21 protein-coding genes are annotated in these 15,544 nt (G+C 69.9%); 10 read left to right on the forward strand and 11 right to left on the reverse strand.

The features are described 5' to 3' along the window. Positions 1-23: 23 nt before the first annotated feature. Positions 24-731 (forward strand): helix-turn-helix transcriptional regulator, encoded by a 708-nt coding sequence (locus FH610_RS02125; RefSeq protein WP_167538658.1) that lies wholly within the window; start codon positions 24-26, stop codon positions 729-731. Between the two features lie 25 nt (positions 732-756). Here the strand turns inward: FH610_RS02125 and FH610_RS02130 are convergent, their stop codons facing one another. The 4 genes from FH610_RS02130 to FH610_RS02145 form a co-directional block, all read right to left on the reverse strand. After that, positions 757-1,155 carry a VOC family protein gene (locus tag FH610_RS02130; protein ID WP_139572489.1) on the reverse strand — a complete coding sequence of 133 codons (399 nt, stop codon included), beginning with the start codon at positions 1,153-1,155 and terminating at the stop codon, positions 757-759. Between the two features lie 79 nt (positions 1,156-1,234). After that, complete coding sequence (locus tag FH610_RS02135) at positions 1,235-1,552, reverse strand: DUF952 domain-containing protein (protein ID WP_139572490.1); 318 nt, start codon at positions 1,550-1,552, stop codon at positions 1,235-1,237. After that, entirely contained in the window at positions 1,549-2,217 is a 669-nt protein-coding gene (locus FH610_RS42645; RefSeq protein WP_161627886.1) for a TetR/AcrR family transcriptional regulator, read from the reverse strand. Before FH610_RS42645 ends, FH610_RS02135 begins: the two co-directional genes overlap by 4 nt. A 107-nt stretch (positions 2,218-2,324) precedes the next feature. Then, positions 2,325-2,648, reverse strand: coding sequence for a DMT family transporter (locus FH610_RS02145; protein ID WP_139572491.1), 324 nt, complete (start codon positions 2,646-2,648; stop codon positions 2,325-2,327). A gap of 160 nt (positions 2,649-2,808) precedes the next feature. Between FH610_RS02145 and FH610_RS42650 the strand changes: the two genes are divergently transcribed. The 3 genes from FH610_RS42650 to FH610_RS02150 all read left to right on the forward strand — a co-directional run bounded on the left by FH610_RS42650 (position 2,809) and on the right by FH610_RS02150 (position 4,795). After that, entirely contained in the window at positions 2,809-2,949 is a 141-nt protein-coding gene (locus FH610_RS42650) for a hypothetical protein (protein ID WP_161627887.1), read from the forward strand. A gap of 169 nt (positions 2,950-3,118) precedes the next feature. After that, positions 3,119-3,259 carry a hypothetical protein gene (locus tag FH610_RS42655; protein WP_161627888.1) on the forward strand — a complete coding sequence of 47 codons (141 nt, stop codon included), beginning with the start codon at positions 3,119-3,121 and terminating at the stop codon, positions 3,257-3,259. An 84-nt stretch (positions 3,260-3,343) separates the two neighbouring features. Then, positions 3,344-4,795, forward strand: a complete 1,452-nt coding sequence (locus tag FH610_RS02150; protein ID WP_139572492.1) for an amidase — start codon at positions 3,344-3,346, stop codon at positions 4,793-4,795. A gap of 137 nt (positions 4,796-4,932) precedes the next feature. On the opposite strand, the gene FH610_RS02155 is transcribed toward FH610_RS02150, so the two are convergent. The 5 genes from FH610_RS02155 to FH610_RS02170 form a co-directional block, all read right to left on the reverse strand. Then, positions 4,933-5,777 (reverse strand): IS5 family transposase gene (locus tag FH610_RS02155; RefSeq protein WP_420813645.1). Its coding sequence is split into 2 segments (ribosomal slippage): positions 4,933-5,441 and positions 5,441-5,777, totalling 846 coding nucleotides; the frame shifts between segments, so codons are not numbered across the junction. Positions 5,778-6,226: 449 nt separating this feature from the next. Continuing rightward, the gene (locus FH610_RS02160) at positions 6,227-6,742 is read right to left on the reverse strand and encodes a DinB family protein (RefSeq protein WP_139572493.1); all 516 of its coding nucleotides are present in this window, start codon (positions 6,740-6,742) and stop codon (positions 6,227-6,229) included. 607 nt (positions 6,743-7,349) lie between these two features. Beyond that, a complete protein-coding gene (locus FH610_RS02165) occupies positions 7,350-7,955 on the reverse strand; it encodes a YdeI/OmpD-associated family protein (protein WP_205825465.1) in 606 nt (201 codons plus the stop codon). Between the two features lie 143 nt (positions 7,956-8,098). Beyond that, entirely contained in the window at positions 8,099-8,269 is a 171-nt protein-coding gene (locus tag FH610_RS42660) for a hypothetical protein (protein WP_161627889.1), read from the reverse strand. A 77-nt stretch (positions 8,270-8,346) separates the two neighbouring features. Beyond that, complete coding sequence (locus FH610_RS02170) at positions 8,347-8,796, reverse strand: carboxymuconolactone decarboxylase family protein (RefSeq protein WP_139572494.1); 450 nt, start codon at positions 8,794-8,796, stop codon at positions 8,347-8,349. A gap of 175 nt (positions 8,797-8,971) precedes the next feature. Here FH610_RS02170 and FH610_RS02175 point away from each other — a divergent pair, with 175 nt between their 5' ends. Both FH610_RS02175 and FH610_RS02185 read left to right on the forward strand, forming a co-directional pair. Continuing rightward, the gene (locus FH610_RS02175; RefSeq protein WP_139572495.1) at positions 8,972-9,922 is read left to right on the forward strand and encodes a helix-turn-helix transcriptional regulator; all 951 of its coding nucleotides are present in this window, start codon (positions 8,972-8,974) and stop codon (positions 9,920-9,922) included. Positions 9,923-10,167: 245 nt separating this feature from the next. Continuing rightward, a complete protein-coding gene (locus tag FH610_RS02185) occupies positions 10,168-10,362 on the forward strand; it encodes a hypothetical protein (protein ID WP_205825466.1) in 195 nt (64 codons plus the stop codon). A 253-nt stretch (positions 10,363-10,615) separates the two neighbouring features. On the opposite strand, the gene FH610_RS02190 is transcribed toward FH610_RS02185, so the two are convergent. Further along, positions 10,616-11,728: an amidohydrolase family protein gene (locus tag FH610_RS02190; protein ID WP_139572496.1), complete on the reverse strand. Its 1,113-nt coding sequence runs from the start codon at positions 11,726-11,728 to the stop codon at positions 10,616-10,618. Between the two features lie 79 nt (positions 11,729-11,807). Between FH610_RS02190 and FH610_RS02195 the strand changes: the two genes are divergently transcribed. Next, entirely contained in the window at positions 11,808-12,386 is a 579-nt protein-coding gene (locus tag FH610_RS02195) for a TetR/AcrR family transcriptional regulator (protein ID WP_139572497.1), read from the forward strand. Positions 12,387-12,515: 129 nt separating this feature from the next. Here the strand turns inward: FH610_RS02195 and FH610_RS02200 are convergent, their stop codons facing one another. Beyond that, positions 12,516-12,941, reverse strand: coding sequence for an ABC transporter permease (locus FH610_RS02200; protein WP_161627890.1), 426 nt, complete (start codon positions 12,939-12,941; stop codon positions 12,516-12,518). Between the two features lie 705 nt (positions 12,942-13,646). On the opposite strand from FH610_RS02200, the gene FH610_RS02205 reads away from it, so the two are divergent. Genes FH610_RS02205 through FH610_RS02215 form a run of 3 tightly spaced genes read left to right on the forward strand, consistent with a single transcriptional unit; the run spans position 13,647 to position 15,473 of the window. After that, the gene (locus tag FH610_RS02205; protein WP_139572499.1) at positions 13,647-14,045 is read left to right on the forward strand and encodes a VOC family protein; all 399 of its coding nucleotides are present in this window, start codon (positions 13,647-13,649) and stop codon (positions 14,043-14,045) included. Between the two features lie 22 nt (positions 14,046-14,067). Next, positions 14,068-14,406 (forward strand): YciI family protein, encoded by a 339-nt coding sequence (locus tag FH610_RS02210; protein ID WP_167538659.1) that lies wholly within the window; start codon positions 14,068-14,070, stop codon positions 14,404-14,406. After that, positions 14,403-15,473: an RNA polymerase sigma factor gene (locus tag FH610_RS02215; protein WP_139572500.1), complete on the forward strand. Its 1,071-nt coding sequence runs from the start codon at positions 14,403-14,405 to the stop codon at positions 15,471-15,473. Before FH610_RS02210 ends, FH610_RS02215 begins: the two co-directional genes overlap by 4 nt. Positions 15,474-15,544 lie beyond the last annotated feature (71 nt).

Consider the following 15,544-nt stretch of genomic DNA (forward strand, 5'->3'; position numbering starts at 1 on the left):
CCGCGCACGGGATAATGCCGGGCATGTACCGGGAGAGGGTGTCGCGTGTGCCGGACGCGGTGCTGTGGTGGAGCACCTCCCCCGGCTCCGCGACCGCCGAGCGGCGCGTGCTGCCGGACGGGTGCATGGACGTGATCTGGGCGGACGGCGCGTTGCTGGTGGCGGGCCCGGACACCGCCGCGCACGTGGTGACCGACCGGCCCGGCGCCCGCTACGTGGGGCTGCGCTTCGGCCCGGGCACCGGCCCGGTGGTCTTCGGGGTCCCGGCACACGAACTGCGCGACCTGAGGGTGCCGCTGGCCGACCTGTGGCCGGGCGCCGAGGCGCGGCGGCTGACGGAGCGAGCGGGCGAGGCCGCCGATGCGGGCCCTCCTCTGGGCGCGGTGCTGGAGGAGGAGGCCGCGCACCGGCTGGGCGCGGCGCCCCGCCCCGTCGACTCCGCCCTCGTCGGCGCCGTCGTCGAAGGCGTGCGCGCGGGCCTGCCGGTCGCACGGATCGCCGCCGACGCGGGGATCGGCGAGCGGCGGCTGCACCGCCGGTGCCTGGACGCGTTCGGGTACGGGCCGCGGACGCTCGGCCGCATCCTGAGGATGAACCGGGCGGTGGACCTGGCCCGCGGGGGCACGCCGCCGGCCACGGTGGCCGCCGTGGCCGGGTACGCCGACCAGGCCCACCTGTCTCGTGAGGTGAGGTCGCTGACCGGCGTGACCCTCGGCGCGCTGACCCGCTGAGCAGCTGGCCTGCTGAGCTGGGCCGTCAGCCGGTGGGCAGGGCGGCGAACAGGTCCACGCCGTTGCCGTCGGGGTCGTGCACCGTCGCGTAGCGCTGCCCCCAGAACGCGTCCCACGGCGGCAGGTGTCCCTCGTATCCGGCCTCGACCAGGCCCGCGTACAGGCGGTCGACCTCCTCGGGGCCGTCGCAGCGGAAGGCGAGCCCCATGCGCGGCCCGCCGCTCGCGGGCGACCAGGAGGGGTCGAACGAACGGACGGTGGCGGTGGTGTCCCAAGCCAGGCGCAGCCCGCCGGGAAGGGTCACCTCGACGTGGGGTTCGGTGTCGGCGGAGGGCGGGATGTCCAGCCCGAGCCGACGGTAGAAGGACAGAGAGGCGGCCATGTCGGTTACGACCAGGCCGATGAGATCGAACGTTGGTGCCATGACGGCCACGGTAGGAGGGGGGCCGGACCGCCGTCTTGAACGTATCGGACACCCGGCTCCGGACGCCCGTGCCGGACGCTCAGTGGGAGAAGGGCGTGACAGCCGTGACGGCGGTCACGGGGATCGGCCCGTAGATGTGGGGGAACGCCTCGTCCGTCCCTTCGGGAACCTCCCGCCTGACCGGGCAGCCGAGCCGGTCCTCGTCGATCTCCAACAGCACCAGGGGCTCGGTGACGTGGCGGTAGTAGCGGCCCGCCACGCCGCGCGCCTGGGCCAGGTCGGCCGAGGCGTGGATGTAGCCCTCCTCCTCCAGGGTCCGGCCGAGGGTCGAGACGCGGTATTCGCCGGTGATGACGGCCGCGTCCCAGTCGGCGGCCAGCGCGAGATGGAAGATCATGGGCCGACCCTAGCGGGCGGGCCGAGCCCGGCCAGCGCGCGGGCCACCGCCTCCCGGGCCCGCTGCCTGCCGTCGGGGCGGGCCTCGACGACCTCTTCCACCCACAGCCCCGACAGCAGACCGGCGACGAAGCGGACCTCCCCGGGCCCGCAGGGGTAGCCGGCGCCTTCCAGCACCGCGGCGACGATGTCGTCGCAGCCGTCGGTCCAGGCGCGGGCGATGGCCTGCAGCGCCGGGTCGCGGCCCGCCTGCAGGTACAGCTCCCACAGGCCGAGCTGGCGCAGCCGGTCGGCGGCGTACACGCCGGTGAGGGTCTCGGCGACCGCGAGCGGAGTACGACCCGCCAGGTGGTCCACCGTCGCCCGCATTCGGGCGAGTTCGCGCTCGACCAGCAGGGCGAACGCCTCGGCCAGCAACTGGTCGCGGCTGGTGAAGTAGTAGGAGGTGGCGGCCAGAGGAAGACCTGCCCGGCGCGCGACGGCGCGGTGCGTCACGGCGGCGAAGCCGCCGTCGCCGAGCAGGTCGACGGCCGCGTCCAGCAGCGCCTCCCTGCGGCGTACGGCGCGCTCCTGCGGGCGCCGCGGCTGAGGCGAGACGGCCCGCGTCGCGACGCCGCGTGCGGGGGCCGCCGGCGGGACGGGTGCGGGCCGGTCCTGATCGGGCACGCCGTGATCCTCCCCTGGATCGTCGGGGCTCCGCCGTCGGGCGGGGAGCCGTCCGGATCACCCTTAGCGGGCGCGCGCCGCCGGGTCAAACGACCGGTGTCGCCCGGTCAGTGCGCGCCTGAGAGGTTGAGCACGGCGACCCCGGCGATGATCAGGGCGATGCCGGCGGCCTTGAGAAGGTTCATGTGCTCGCCGAGGAACAACGCGCCGATCAGCGCGATCGCCGCGGTCCCGGTGCCCGCCCACACCGCGTACGCGATGCCGACGGGCATGCGGAGCTTGAGTGCCCAGGCCAGCAGGAGGAACGAGGCGATGTACCCGGCGGCGACCACGATGGTCCAGCCCCAGCGGGTCAGGCCCTCGCTGAGTTTGAGCGCGGAGGTGGCCAGGACCTCCGAGGCGATCGCGCCGACGAGCAGGAGCCAGGCCATGGGAACCTCTTCGATAAAAACGGTACGCTTGTCCCAATTTTACGTGGCAAGGCTCCGTAAAGCCATGGGCTAGCCGACCAGGCACTCCAGGCTTGTCGACCGCAGGTGCGCTGCAGGCGCGAGCGGTTCATCCGGGGTCACGCGGCTCGGCTTCGCGTTGATGCTGAAGTTCTCCGAGCTGGAAGCTCGTTTTCCCCGGCGCGAGGACATTCCCCGCGTCGCGATGGACTTCATGGCCGTGCAGGTCACGGTGGAGGGCGGCGCTGCCGGCGCGGGTGCCGCCAGCCTCGGTCTGCGGTGATGGCCGACGCGGCGCGTCCGGGTGCATGAGCCGGCCGCGCCCGCTTCGAAGGCCGCTGACCCCCAGCCGTCTCGATAAAACGGGTTCAAAATTAGTCACCCCGTTTACTGGACAATTCCCGCACGCTATGGCCAGCGGCCGAGCGAATAGTCGGTGGCCGGAGAGATGCATGATGAAAATTGAGATGTCTATCTCGTTGCGCGAAGCGGCATTTCATGCCCTCGCCAATGGAGTCGACCTGCTGCCGACCCCGCTGACCTGGGGTGGACCATCGTGGACGGCAGAACGAGTGCGTGACTTCGGCCAGTGAAGGTGGCCGTTTCGGCTTTTCCCGGCGGATGCGGGCGACGTGTGTGGGGACAAGCGTTTACGGCAGGCCGTTAGAGTCAACTCCATGGAATGGAATTTTCAGGCGGCCGAAGACCTCGCAGCTGCATTGCGTGCCGGTGAAGTGAGCTCGGTGGAACTGACCGACGAGGCGATCGCCCGTATCGAGCGGGACGACGAGGTGATCAACGCTGTTTGCGTGCCGGACTTCGACCGTGCGCGGGCCGCCGCGCGCGGTGCTGACCAGGCACGCGCGCGTGGTGAGGACCGGCCGCTGCTCGGCATTCCGGTGACGGTCAAGGAGTCGTACAACATCGCCGGGCTGCCCACGACCTGGGGCATGCCGCCGCACCGGAACTACATGCCGGCCGAGGACGCGGTGCAGGTGTCTCGACTCAAGGCCGCGGGCGCGGTGGTGCTCGGCAAGACCAATGTGCCGTTGGGGCTGCAAGATATCCAGAGCTTCAACGAGATCTACGGCACCACCCGCAATCCGTGGGATCGCGATCGCACGCCGGGCGGATCCTCCGGCGGGTCGGCGGCGGCCCTGGCGTCGGGGTTCGGCGCGCTGTCCATCGGCTCCGACCTCGCCGGTTCGCTGCGCACCCCCGCGCATTTCTGCGGCGTCTATGCGCACAAGCCGACACTCGGACTGGCGGCAACCCGCGGCATGGTCGCACCGCCGGCACCGCCGTTGCCGGTCGACCTCGACCTCGCCGTCGTCGGTCCGATGGCGCGCACCGCCCGCGACCTCACGCTCCTGCTCGACGTCATGGCCGGACCGGACCCGCTGACGCTCGGCGTGGCGCACGACTTGACGCTGCCGCCCGCCCGCCACGAGCGACTCGGCGACTTCCGGGTCTTGGTCCTCGACGAGCATCCGCTCATTCCGACCGGGTCCGCCGTGCGGGCGAGCGTGAACCGGGTGGCCGACGCGCTCGTCGACGGCGGCGCCCGCGTCGAACGGCACAGTCCGCTGCTGCCCGATCTGACCGAAGCCGCGACGCTCTACATGCAGTTGCTGATTTCGGGCTCCGTTGCGCGTTTTCCCATTGAATCGTACGAGCAGCTGCGGACCCGCGCCGCCGGACTGAGCGAGGACGACCAGAGTCTTGACGCCGTGCGGCTGCGCGCCACGGTGTTCAGCCACCGCGACTGGATGGAGGCCGACAACCATCGCGAGCTCCACCGCCACGGCTGGCGGCAGCTGTTCGCCGAGTTCGACGCCGTGGTGTGCCCGATCACGCCGACGCCCGCGTTCCCGCACGACCACAGCCCCAATCCGCTGGAACGGCGCATCGACATCGACGGCGCCGAGTACCCGTACTTCGACCAGCTCGTCTGGGCCGGCCTGGCCACCATGCCCGGCCTGCCCGCCACCGCCATACCCGCGGGCCGGTCCCCCGAGGGCCTGCCGGTGGGAGTGCAGCTCATCGGTCCGATGTTCGAGGACCGCACTCCGCTGCGGCTGGCCGAACTGCTCGAGCAGAAGATCGGCGGCTTCCGCGCACCGAAATAGAGCGTATTGCGGGTATCCGTCCGGCACAGGAAGTCCACGGTGCGGGCCATCCGGCGCCGCCCCCGATGATGCCGCCATCGCGCCCCGCGTCGGCCATCGGCGGCGGACGGGCTAGGGCCTGTCTTCATAGTGATCAGTTAGAGCCACAGCAGGAGCGCTGCGATGGTGACCACGGCGGTGTATGAGGTGGCGGTCTTGTCGTAGCGGGTGGCCAGGGCGCGGAACTGTTTGAGCTGGTTGAAGCAGCGCTCGACCACGTTGCGGCGCTTGTAGACCTGAGCGTTGAAGATGGGCGGGCGGCCACCCTTACTGCCTCGCCTGGCACGGCCGGCTATCTGGTCGGCGCGCTCGGGGATGGTGTGGCTGATCCCGCGTCGCCGCAGGTAGGTGCGGATGGCGCGGGAGCTGTAGCCCTTGTCGGCCACCACGTGGTCGGGGCGAGTGCGGGGCCGGCCGCGGCCGAGGCGGGGAACATGGATCGCCTGTAGCACCTGCTGCAGGCGGGTGCAGTCGTTGACGTTCCCGCCGGTCACCAGGAGCGCCAGCGGCCGGCCGCGTCCGTCGCAGGCGAGGTGAATCTTGCTGGTCAGTCCCCCTCGGGATCGTCCGAGGGCGTGATCGGATGGCTCGCCGGCGCTTGGTCCCCCTTTTTCGCCCCCGCCGCGTGCTGGTGGGCTCGCACGATGGTTGAGTCCACCGCGACCAGCCAGTCGATGTCGCCGCGGGCGTCGGCCTCGGCTTGCAGGGCCTGCAGCATCCGGGTGAAGGTGCCGTCCAGAGCCCAGCGGCGAAAGCGCGTATAGACGCTCTGCCAGGGCCCGTACCGGTTGGGAATGTCCCGCCACGTCGCTCCGGAGCGGATCTTCCACACGATCCCGTTCAGCACCCGGCGGTCGTCCTCCCGGGGACGGCCCATCTGGCCGGAGGGGAGAAGAACCCGCAGCTTCTCCCACTCCTCATCGGTCAACTCGTACCGGCGAATCACGCCAAGTCATGATCTAGCACCTAGATCACATTGAAGACACGGCCTAGGTGAGGGGTGAGATCGCGTCGGCGCGCCGGCGGACTTAGGCCATCATCACGGCCGTGAACGACGCTCGCGGGCGGCCAAGCCTGCGCGAGGCCGACCGGGAGATCAACATTCGTCCGTGAACCGGCAGAGCTGTTTCATCGCCCTCGCCTATGAGACAGCCGCCCCCGGCCGGAAGCGTGCCGGACTCCCGCTGCTGGGTGCGGCCGAGGCGATGTTCAGGCGGGAGTTCCACCCGCACCCTGGATCGACTCCCGGCGATGACCCCGATTCCGACATGGCTCCGGCGGGCGGATGCGCAGCTCCTTTCAGGAGCTGAAGGAGGATCCGGGGCCGCTGGACCGGAACGAGCGAGGACGAGGCGGATCACTCTCTGTGGTGCGGACGGTCTCCGGGGGCGGTCAGTAGTAACCCTTCTCGCCGTCGATCAGCTCTCTGATGGTGTCCAGGTGACCGGCGTGCCTGGCGGTCTCCTCGACCATGTGGATCAGCATCCAGCGCAGGTTCCCCGCCGCCGAGCGGTAGTCGGGGTGCTTGCCCACGTCGTCCAGCGAGTGGGCGGCGACGATCTCGTTCGAGATCCGGCACTGGCGCTCGTACTCGTCGAGGAGCCGCGCCAGCGGGACGCCCTCGATCCGCATGTCGGCGTTCTCCACGCTCTCGTCGAACTGCGGGTTGCCGTCGGCGGAGCGGCCCAGGAAGAGCACCTCGAACCAGCCGTGCTCGGTCCAGCGCAGGTGCGATACCAGGCCCGCCATGGTCATGAGCGGCGAGGTGGGCAGCACCGGCCGGTAGGCGTCCTCCTCCGACAGCCCTTCGCACTTCCACTGGACGATCGCGCGCTGCATGTCGAGCCAGCCGACGAGCTGGGTGCGTTCGTCGGCGACGAAGGGCGGACGTTCCCGGGAAATGCTCATGAGGGGCGATGCTACTTCAGCGATCCTGGGACCGCGGGATATTTTCGGCCGTGCGCGATATCCCCGGGGCATCCGACCGTTCTGATCAGGCATCGACATCGCCTCCATCGGCGCCGCGTCGGCCGTCACCGCGGCTGAACCGCCGGAACGGCCCTGCCGTTCCTCCTGGTCGGCGCCGCCTACATCGCCGGGCCGCTGATCGCCTGGCGCCTCATCCACCTACCCGAACGCCGCCAGACCACTGCCGCGACCGGATCGGCCCTGCGGCGACCCAGAGCAGGATCCGCTGTAGCCGGGGTCCCGGTAGTCCTGGCCACCGACCTCACCCATGAGACGGTGGCCGATCTGTTGACCGAGCAGGTCTGCAGCGATCTGTATCGGATGCTGGTGGTGGATGTCGGGCGGGGCGTGACACCGCTGGCCTGGCAATCGCTACCCGCACGCCGGGCCGCTGCTGGGCGCCCCTTGCGTCCGGCCGCTGTTGAGCCGAGCCTGCCCCCATGACGGGTTCTTGGGGGGCTGAGTAAGGTTCCGGCTCTGGCCGAACGCCGCGCCGCCATGTGCGTGGGCTTGGAGGAGCGAGGTGGGGAGAGGAGTGGTCCGGCGTTCAACTGCCGAGGGCGCGCTTTTGTGGGTGGATCGTCTCGCCGCGGGCGAGCATGTCAACGAACTGGGTGATACGGCGGGCTCGGGTCTCGGCGCGTTTGGCGTTCGTGATCCGGTAGAGAACGGCGTAGCGGTTTTGGGAGGTGAGGATGTCGAACATCGCTTGTGCCTGGGGTTTCGCGGCCAATGCGGCGGCCAGATCGGCTGGTACCTCGATGCCGGCTTGTCCCGCGTAGGCCGTGTCCCAGCGGCCGTCGGCCTTGGCGCGTTCGACCTCGGTCATTCCGGCCGGATGCATCCGGCCCTCGCTGATCAGACGGGTGACGATGGAAACGTTCCGCGCTGACCAGGGACTTTGCCTTCCGCGAGGGGTGAAGCGCCGGCAGAAGGTGATCTCATCCCGCCGTCGTAGCCGACCATCGATCCAGCCGTGGCAAAGGGCTTCGTCGAGCGCCTGGTCATAGGTCAGACTGGTGGGCCGGGTCGTGTTCTGCTTGGCGAGGACGAGCCACACCCCTGCCGAGCTGTCGTGGTGCCTGCTGAGCCACTCCCGCCAGGCTCGGGCATCGGTAACGGTCAGTTCCAGTAGTTCGTCGCTCATCGTCATGTGCCCCTGATGATCGTCAATTGGGAGTCGCTTGGGATCTCGCCGCATACGCGTACCGGAGGCGTCATTACAGATCGTTATTGTCTTCGGGGTATTCGTCGGCTGCGCAATGGGGCCGCCCATGGCGAGTGGGCGGCCTTTGTTCAATCGGGGAGCCCGACCCCGCCGAGTGGGACGAAGTCGATGCGTTGCGGCTGGTCGGTGGGCATCGCCAGCACGTCGGTGACGCGTGGTCGCGTGGCCGTGGTGGCATGGGCCGATTGGAGTGCGGCGTTCGCACTGGCCTCATCGGCCCGTACTTCTACGACGTACACGGTGTCGGGACTGGTGCGATCACGTCCTTCGCCACGTCGACCACCGCGGACTCTGGGCGGATGACGCCCGCCCGCCTTCACCAGGTCTTGCCGGCCTGCTCCCGGATCGTGTGGTTGATCCGGTTGAAGAAGTTGGTGATTGCGATGTTCAGGATGATCGCGGACATCTGTTTCTCGTCGAAGTGGGTGGCAGCAGCGTCCCAGATCTCGTCGGTCACGCCCGGCGCGCCGTCCTGGATCCGGGTGGCGGCCTCGGTCAGCGCGAGCGCCGCCCGCTCCTCCTCCGTGAAGAACGGGGTCTCGCGCCAGGCGACCACGTTGTGCAGCCGCTCCTCGGTCTCTCCAAGCTTCTTCGCCGACTGGACGCCGGCGAACACACACGGGCCGCAGCCGTTGATCTGGCTGGCCCGCAGATGGACCAGCTCGAGCACGAGCGGGTCGACGCCACCGGCGTGAATCGCCTTGTGGAGATGCTGGATCGCTGTGATCACGTCGGGATTCGCCACGCTCTTCATGCGTGCTTCCATGGGTCCTGCCCCTCGTCGGTTACGCGCGCCCATCCGGGCCCGCCGTCTAACGCACCTTGGCGGAGATCATCGTTGTCGTGATGGACTTTTCGGCCGAGGTGTTCTCGGCCATGCCGGCGACGTTACGGTATGACCCGGTCAGAAACGGTCCTGGTTATCGAGCAGACTGTCAGCCGTGGTCAACACTTCCGCGCGGCTGCTGCGGCTGCTGTCTTTGCTGTCAACGCGGCAGTCCTGGACGTGCGCTGATCTGGCCGCCCAGCTGGAGATCACCGAACGGACGGTTCGCCGGGACATCGCGCGGCTACGTGAACTCGGCTACGGCATCGAATCGGAGATGGGCCCATGGGGCGGCTACCACCTCGGGCCCGGAACCAGCATTCCGCCACTGATCCTTGACGAGGAGGAGGCCCTCGCGGTCGCTGTCGGGCTGCGCACCGCCGCCTTCAGCGGAGTCTCCGGCAGCGACCAGGCAGCCCTGTCGGCGCTGCTGAAACTACGCCAGGTGCTGCCGGCCAGGATCGCCGGCCGGCTCGGCGAGCTGGACGCCGCGTTCACCCACACCGCACGACCCGACGACAGCCAGATCTCCCCCGCGCTGCTGCTCGACCTGGCCACCGCGTGCCGGCGAGGCGAACGCACCCAGTTGACCTACCGCGACGGGGCCGGAACGACGTCCACCCGACGAGTAGACCCCTACCGGCTCATCTACACAGGCCGCCGCTGGTACCTCCTCGCCTACGACCTGACGCGGCAGGACTGGCGCACCTTCCGTACCGATCGCATCATCGATGCCACAGCCACCGGGCAGGCCGCTGCCCTGCCCGACCCGCCAGATCCAGCACAGATGGTCAGCACCGGCATCGCGCTGAGGCCCCACCCGGTGCGGGTGACCATCCGCCTGGCCGTACCGGCCGATGAGGCCCGCAGGCTGGTGCCACCAACGGTCGGCGTCCACCACCCGGACGGCGATGACGCCACGATCATCGACATCGGCGGGCCAGACGCCGACGGCCTGGCCCGCTACCTGCTCAGCCTCGGCCGACCACTCCAGATACTGCACCCGGAAGAGGTCCGCCAGGCATTCCTCACCCGCACACGACAACTCCTCCAGGACAACCAGTAACACAAGGGCGGGAGCATCTACGACCCCGCCGACCCCATGTCAAAGATGTTCTTCAACATGCTGGCCGTGTTCGCTGAGTTCGAAGCCGACCACCGTCTACCGCGTCCTCGACCGCGCCAAGACGACGGGGACGACGGATGCTATCCGCGTTAGCGCAGGTCAGCGATATGCGTTGGTTTTTCGGCCAGGACTACAGGGACCCCTAGGCGCTGATTCAGACATTCCTAGCCGCCGGCATGTCAAGCATGAGCATCACTCAGATGGTCCCCTGCATGTCGGAGCCCGCCACGGCCAAGGTCCTGCAGGCCTTGGCCGTCATGAATCATGAGCGAACCCGCCTTACATCGACGATCGACAGCCTCACGGCCGCCAGGGATGCGCTGGATCACCTGATCGAGGTCAACCGGTCCTTCCTGGCGAATGCGGCGGATGCTGGTTGAGTGACGGTGGGCGGTAGCGGTGACGTGGCCTTCAGGAAGCCGGTCGATCCGTCCCGTCGAGGCGGGTGGGCATCAAGTTGGCCAGTGCCCAGCGGTGGCGGGGGTAGGGGACGCGGCCCTTGAGTCAGCGGTCGACCGGTACGTCGAGCGCCGTTGTTGACTGCGGGGCCGTCGCCGGCCTGTGGCGGTACTGCCTCGACCTGCTCGACGCCGCCGCGGTTACGGGAACCTCCGCTCGTGCAGCCGCTCAGGTTCAGGGTTCGCGAGCGGCGGCCGGAGTGACGGGGTGACCGGCGCACCAGACGGCGCGGATGTCGCGGGTGGCCGTGATGTCCCGGGTCGGGTCGCCGTTGACCAGCAACAGGTCGGCCCGCATACCCGGCCGGACGGCGCCCCGGTCGGCCAGGCCGAAGGCGCGGGCGGGCAGCACGGTCGCCGAGCGCAGGATCTCCACCGGCGTCATTCCGGCCCGCGCCATCAGCTCGAACTCGTGATGCAGGCTCTCGCCGTGGGGCACCGGCACCGGCGCGGACGGCTCGGCGTTCGCGTCCGTCCCGGCGAGGATCTCAACACCGGCCCGGTGCAGACGGCCGACGTCGCCCAGCACCTCCCCCAGGTGGTCGGCCCGCCCAGGCGGCGGGCCGGAGGTCATGAAGGCGGTGAGCAACGCCTCCATCATGGTGATCGTCGGGATGGACCTCTGGCCGGCGCTCCTCATCGCGGCCACGTCGTGCGCCCGGACCCCGCCGGCGATCGGCGTGTGCGTGACGAACTCCGCGCCCGACTCCACGGCCATCATGAAGGCGCCCGGGGTGGCGGCGTGCACGATCGTCTTGAGCCCGTACCCGCGCGCCGCCTCCACCAGCGCGCGCAGCGCGTCCGCGGGCGGCCCGCCCTCGCCGGGGGCCTCGGCGACGCCCTTGATGTAGTCGACACCCTCCGCCGCCCGCGCCTCGACGTGCCGCCGGGCATCGGCTGCCGTCAGGATGACGGCTTCCGGCGGCATTCCCGGCATGCGGGCGTGGCGGCCGCCCGGCCCGATCGCGGGCAGTCCGGCGGTACGGAAGTCGGCCGCTCCCTCGGTCTCGCGCAGCGAGGCCACCCGCTCGGCCGGCCAGCAGGCCATGTCGAGTCCGGTCGTCACCCCCCAGGCGGCCAGGGCGGCCAGGTTCCCGGGGTCGTGCAGGTGGACATGCGCGTCGATCAGCCCGGGCAGCAGCGCCGCCCCCGCCGCGTCGATCTCCTCCGCCCCTGCGGGATCATCGCCGATCAGCGCACCGTCGATGACGACGGTACGGGGCTCGCCGAGCCGTTTGCCATCGAAGACCCGCACATTGCGCAAGGCCGTCCTGCCGTCAGTGGACATGGGCCACCCGCCTCAAATAAGGAACAACTTTGTTCACTAACGGAGGCTAGCACGGCGAAGTGGTGATATATCCGTCCTCATGAGTCCCACCCGCCGCCGCGGAGACGCCCTCACCACCGCGATCTTCCAGGCCGTCCTGAGCGAACTGGCCGGGAGCAGCTTCGAGGAGCTGACGTTCGACAAGATCGCCTCCGCCGCCGGGACCGGGAAAGCGGCCTTGTACCGGCGCTGGTCCACCCCGGCCGAACTCGTCCTCGCCGCGCTGAGCGACCCCGCGACCGGCTTCGGCGACCCGCCGGCGCCGCCCGGCACGGGCGCACTGCGCGATGACCTGATCGCCCTGCTCGAGCACTTCGTACGGGCACTCGACGAGCCGCGCGGCCGCGCGCTGCTCCCGCTCATCGCCCACCGCCACCGCCATCCCGAGCTGTTCGAGCAGGTCCACCGGCTGGTGATCCGCCCGCACCAGGAAGTACTGCTGTCCGTCCTGCGCCAGGCGGTCGAACGCGGCGAAGCCGCACCCCGCAGCCTCACCCCGCGCATCGTCTCAGTCGGGCCACGCCTGATCCTCCTCCAGGCATGGGAGGGCGGTCGCGTGGACTCCGGCGAGATCGCCTCCATCGTCGATGAGGTGCTCATTCCGCTGACCAGGCCATGACCCCTGGCCGTCATCCCGCAGGGCGGCAGCGCGAGACGAAAGGTGCACGTTGTGTGTCGCCGCCCGTACCGCTGGAAGCCGTCGGCATCTCGCCTCGATGAGGCGACGGCCGCTCACTGGACGTGGGGCTCACTCCGCCCTGGCTGCCTCCAGGACGGGTACGGACGCGGCCCGGCGCGCGGGCAGCGTCGAGGTCGCCAGCGTCGCCACGGCCGCACCCGCCGCGATCAGCGGGAACAGCCACCACTGTGGGGCCGGGCGCAGGTACGAGCTGCCGCTCGTCAGATGCAGCAGCACCAGCGTGCCCATCGCGATCACCGGACCGAGGATCGTGCCGAGGGAGACCACGGCCGCCGCCTCCCAGCGGACGATCGAGCGGGTCTGCCTCATGGTCGCGCCCACGGCCCCCAGCAGCCCGAACTCCCGCCTGCGTTCGGCGACGCTCATCGACACCGTGGTCGCCATCCCGAACAGCGCCAGCAACAGCGCCATGCCGACGAAGCTGTGCGTCGCGCGCAGGGCCCCATCGGCGGCCAACTGTCCTGCGATGGTCAAACCACCTTGACCAACTCGGGCGGCCATGCGCTGTTCGCCGCTGGGCTGACCGTCCATCGTGATCTATTCTTCAGAGCTACGCGGGTGACCGGTCAGGTAATGCTGCTCGGCGCTCAAATCCGCGGAATCCTGTGCTGCGACGGACGAACCTCGTTGGCCAACCCGGGAGGCGCGGCGCTAGACCTGGAGCGTGCCGAAATCGACGGTGCCGTTGAAATGCGTCCGGCTCGTCTGGACGGAGGCATCCGACCTGACTCACGCTCGGGTAGGCAGCTGGAAGGACGATCGAGGCACGTGGCCGACGTTCGTGCTTCTGGACGGCTTTGTCTATGGAGCGATCGATGCCCCGAATAGCACCGCGCGGCAGCGGCTGGCCTGGCTGCGCCTTAACCAAGGCGGCTACCTGCCTCCCCACGGGGGCCGCGGTGGGGCGGGGCACCCGGTTGGGATGCGGTGTGCTCCGCCCTGGAGGGCTTGTCGTCATGGGTGGCCTGGACTGATCAGGCTGCGCTTCCAGCGCGGCGCGGGAAGGTTTTCGGCGCTGGTGTCGTATCGAGGCCTCGGCCGATCGTCTGTGAGGTGAGGGCCAGGCCGTCAGCGGGCATCTCGCAGTGTTCACCTCGCGGTCAGGCGAGGTAGACCCCCGAGGGCAATCTCGCGGACGGGCTGGGAATCCACACCGGCCGAGCCCCGAAGGAGCGCAACATGCATCCCATCCTGAACACGATCGACATCGTGGTGTCCGACCTGAACGCCTCGGTAGCTTTCTACGCCCGCCTGGGCCTGAAGTTCAAGGTCGACGAGCACTCGCCCGAGCACGCCGGCTGCGACCTGCCGAACGGGTTGCACATCATGCTGGACACCGAGGGTTTCCGCACGCCGTTCCTGCCCGGCTGGAGCGCGCCGACCGGCGGGCCGCGTACCCTCCTGTGCTTCGAGTTCGACACCCCGGCCGGGGTGGACGCCACCTACGCCGAGCTCGTCACGGCGGGCTACCGCGGGATCGCCGAGCCGTTCGACGCGTTCTGGGGAATGCGGTACGCCACGGTGGCCGACCCGGACGGCAACGGCGTCGACCTGTACGCCACCCTCCCGGCGAGCTGAGACGGAAAGGCAGGCAGCGACCGTGAAGTACGTGCTGATGTTCATCGAGACCGAGGAGTTCGCCCAGCAATTGGAAGCGATGGGCGAGCTGGAGCAGCAGACCGCCTACGCGGCCGTCGGCAAGTGGTTCGCCGACCACGCCGACAAGATCACTCACCATACGCATCTGGCTCCGGTGCACACCGCCACCACGATGCGCCTGGGTCAGGGCGAGCCCGTCATCACCGACGGGCCGTTCGTCGAGGGCAAGGAGGTGGTCAGCGGGTTCGCCGAGGTCGAGGTGGCCGACCTGGACGAGGCGCTGAAGATCGCCCGCTCCTGGCCGGCCTGCCCGATCGTGGAGATCCGCCCGGCATCATGAACGAGCCGGTGCACGGGCAGGTGAGCCAGAAGGTGCTGGCCCGCGTGGTACGCGAGCACGCGGGCCGGCTGGCCGCGTCCCTGGTGTCGCTGCTGGGCGACTTCGCCGCAGCCGAGGATCTGGTCCAAGACGCCGTGGAGACCGCGCTGCGGCGCTGGCCGGCAGAGGGAATCCCCGAGCGGCCGGACGCGTGGTTGTTCACCGTGGCCCGGCGGCGCGGGCTGGACGTGCTGCGCCGGGAGTCGAACTACCGGGCCAAGCTCGCCCAGCTCACCTGGCCGGCTCCCGTCCCGCATGCTGACCGGCTGCGGCTGATCTTCACCTGCTGCCATCCGGTGCTGTCGCGGACCGCGCAGATCGCGCTCACGTTGCGGGTGGTGTGCGGGCTGTCGGCCGCGCAGATCGCCGCCGCGTTCCTCGTGCCCGGGTCCTCGGTGGCGCAGCGCATCACCCGCGCCAAACGTAAGAGCGGCGAGGCCGGGATCCCGTACCGCATTCCTGCCGAGGAGGAGTTGCCGCAGCGCGTCGAGGAGGTGCTGACGGTCATCTACCTGCTGTTCAACGAGGGCTACCTGTCCAGCACGGCGGAGCGGGCCCAGGCGCGCGACCTGGTCGACGACGCCGAGTGGCTGGCCGCGCTGCTGGCGAACCTGCTGCCCAAGGAGCCTGAGGCAGCCGGGCTGCTGGCGCTGATCCGGCTGCACCGGGCGCGTGGTGCGGCCCGCTTCGACGCCCAGGACCGTCTGGTGCTGCTGGCCGACCAGGACCGCGGCCAGTGGGACCGCCAGGCCATCGAGCAGGCCACCGCCCTGCTCACACGCGCGGCCCGCACCCACCGGCGGCCGGGACCGTACCAGCTGCAGGCGGCGATCGCGGCCTGCCATGCCGAGGCCAAGACCTTCGCCGACACCGACTGGGCGCAGATCCTGGTGTTCTACGACATGCTGCTGCATCTGGCGCCCTCACCGGTCACGCGGCTGCACCGGGCCATCGCCCTGCGGCTCGCCGGCCTCCACCTCCGCGCTGCGATGATCTGGATCAAAGACCTCGCCCGCGCCACCCCTTGATCACGACCACATGCGCGCCCTAGACGCTGCGCAGCGGGTTGGCCACGGCGACCGCGGTGAGTTGGTTGCTG

Origin of the sequence: Microbispora catharanthi, assembly GCF_006334915.2 — a bacterium.
GTDB classification, from domain to species: domain Bacteria; phylum Actinomycetota; class Actinomycetes; order Streptosporangiales; family Streptosporangiaceae; genus Microbispora; species Microbispora catharanthi.

Coding starts and splice junctions, on each gene's coding strand:
- FH610_RS02170 (WP_139572494.1), bottom strand. CDS start 8,796: ATGGAAGCACGCATGAAGAGCGTGGCGAATCCCGACGTGATCACAGCG.
- FH610_RS02145 (WP_139572491.1), bottom strand. CDS start 2,648: ATGGCCTGGCTCCTGCTCGTCGGCGCGATCGCCTCGGAGGTCCTGGCC.
- FH610_RS02190 (WP_139572496.1), bottom strand. CDS start 11,728: ATGTCCACTGACGGCAGGACGGCCTTGCGCAATGTGCGGGTCTTCGAT.
- FH610_RS02195 (WP_139572497.1), top strand. CDS start 11,808: ATGAGTCCCACCCGCCGCCGCGGAGACGCCCTCACCACCGCGATCTTC.
- FH610_RS02125 (WP_167538658.1), top strand. CDS start 24: ATGTACCGGGAGAGGGTGTCGCGTGTGCCGGACGCGGTGCTGTGGTGG.
- FH610_RS02130 (WP_139572489.1), bottom strand. CDS start 1,155: ATGGCACCAACGTTCGATCTCATCGGCCTGGTCGTAACCGACATGGCC.
- FH610_RS02160 (WP_139572493.1), bottom strand. CDS start 6,742: ATGAGCATTTCCCGGGAACGTCCGCCCTTCGTCGCCGACGAACGCACC.
- FH610_RS02185 (WP_205825466.1), top strand. CDS start 10,168: ATGAGCATCACTCAGATGGTCCCCTGCATGTCGGAGCCCGCCACGGCC.
- FH610_RS42650 (WP_161627887.1), top strand. CDS start 2,809: ATGCTGAAGTTCTCCGAGCTGGAAGCTCGTTTTCCCCGGCGCGAGGAC.
- FH610_RS02215 (WP_139572500.1), top strand. CDS start 14,403: ATGAACGAGCCGGTGCACGGGCAGGTGAGCCAGAAGGTGCTGGCCCGC.
- FH610_RS02205 (WP_139572499.1), top strand. CDS start 13,647: ATGCATCCCATCCTGAACACGATCGACATCGTGGTGTCCGACCTGAAC.
- FH610_RS42655 (WP_161627888.1), top strand. CDS start 3,119: ATGATGAAAATTGAGATGTCTATCTCGTTGCGCGAAGCGGCATTTCAT.
- FH610_RS02135 (WP_139572490.1), bottom strand. CDS start 1,552: ATGATCTTCCATCTCGCGCTGGCCGCCGACTGGGACGCGGCCGTCATC.
- FH610_RS02165 (WP_205825465.1), bottom strand. CDS start 7,955: ATGACGATGAGCGACGAACTACTGGAACTGACCGTTACCGATGCCCGA.
- FH610_RS02150 (WP_139572492.1), top strand. CDS start 3,344: ATGGAATGGAATTTTCAGGCGGCCGAAGACCTCGCAGCTGCATTGCGT.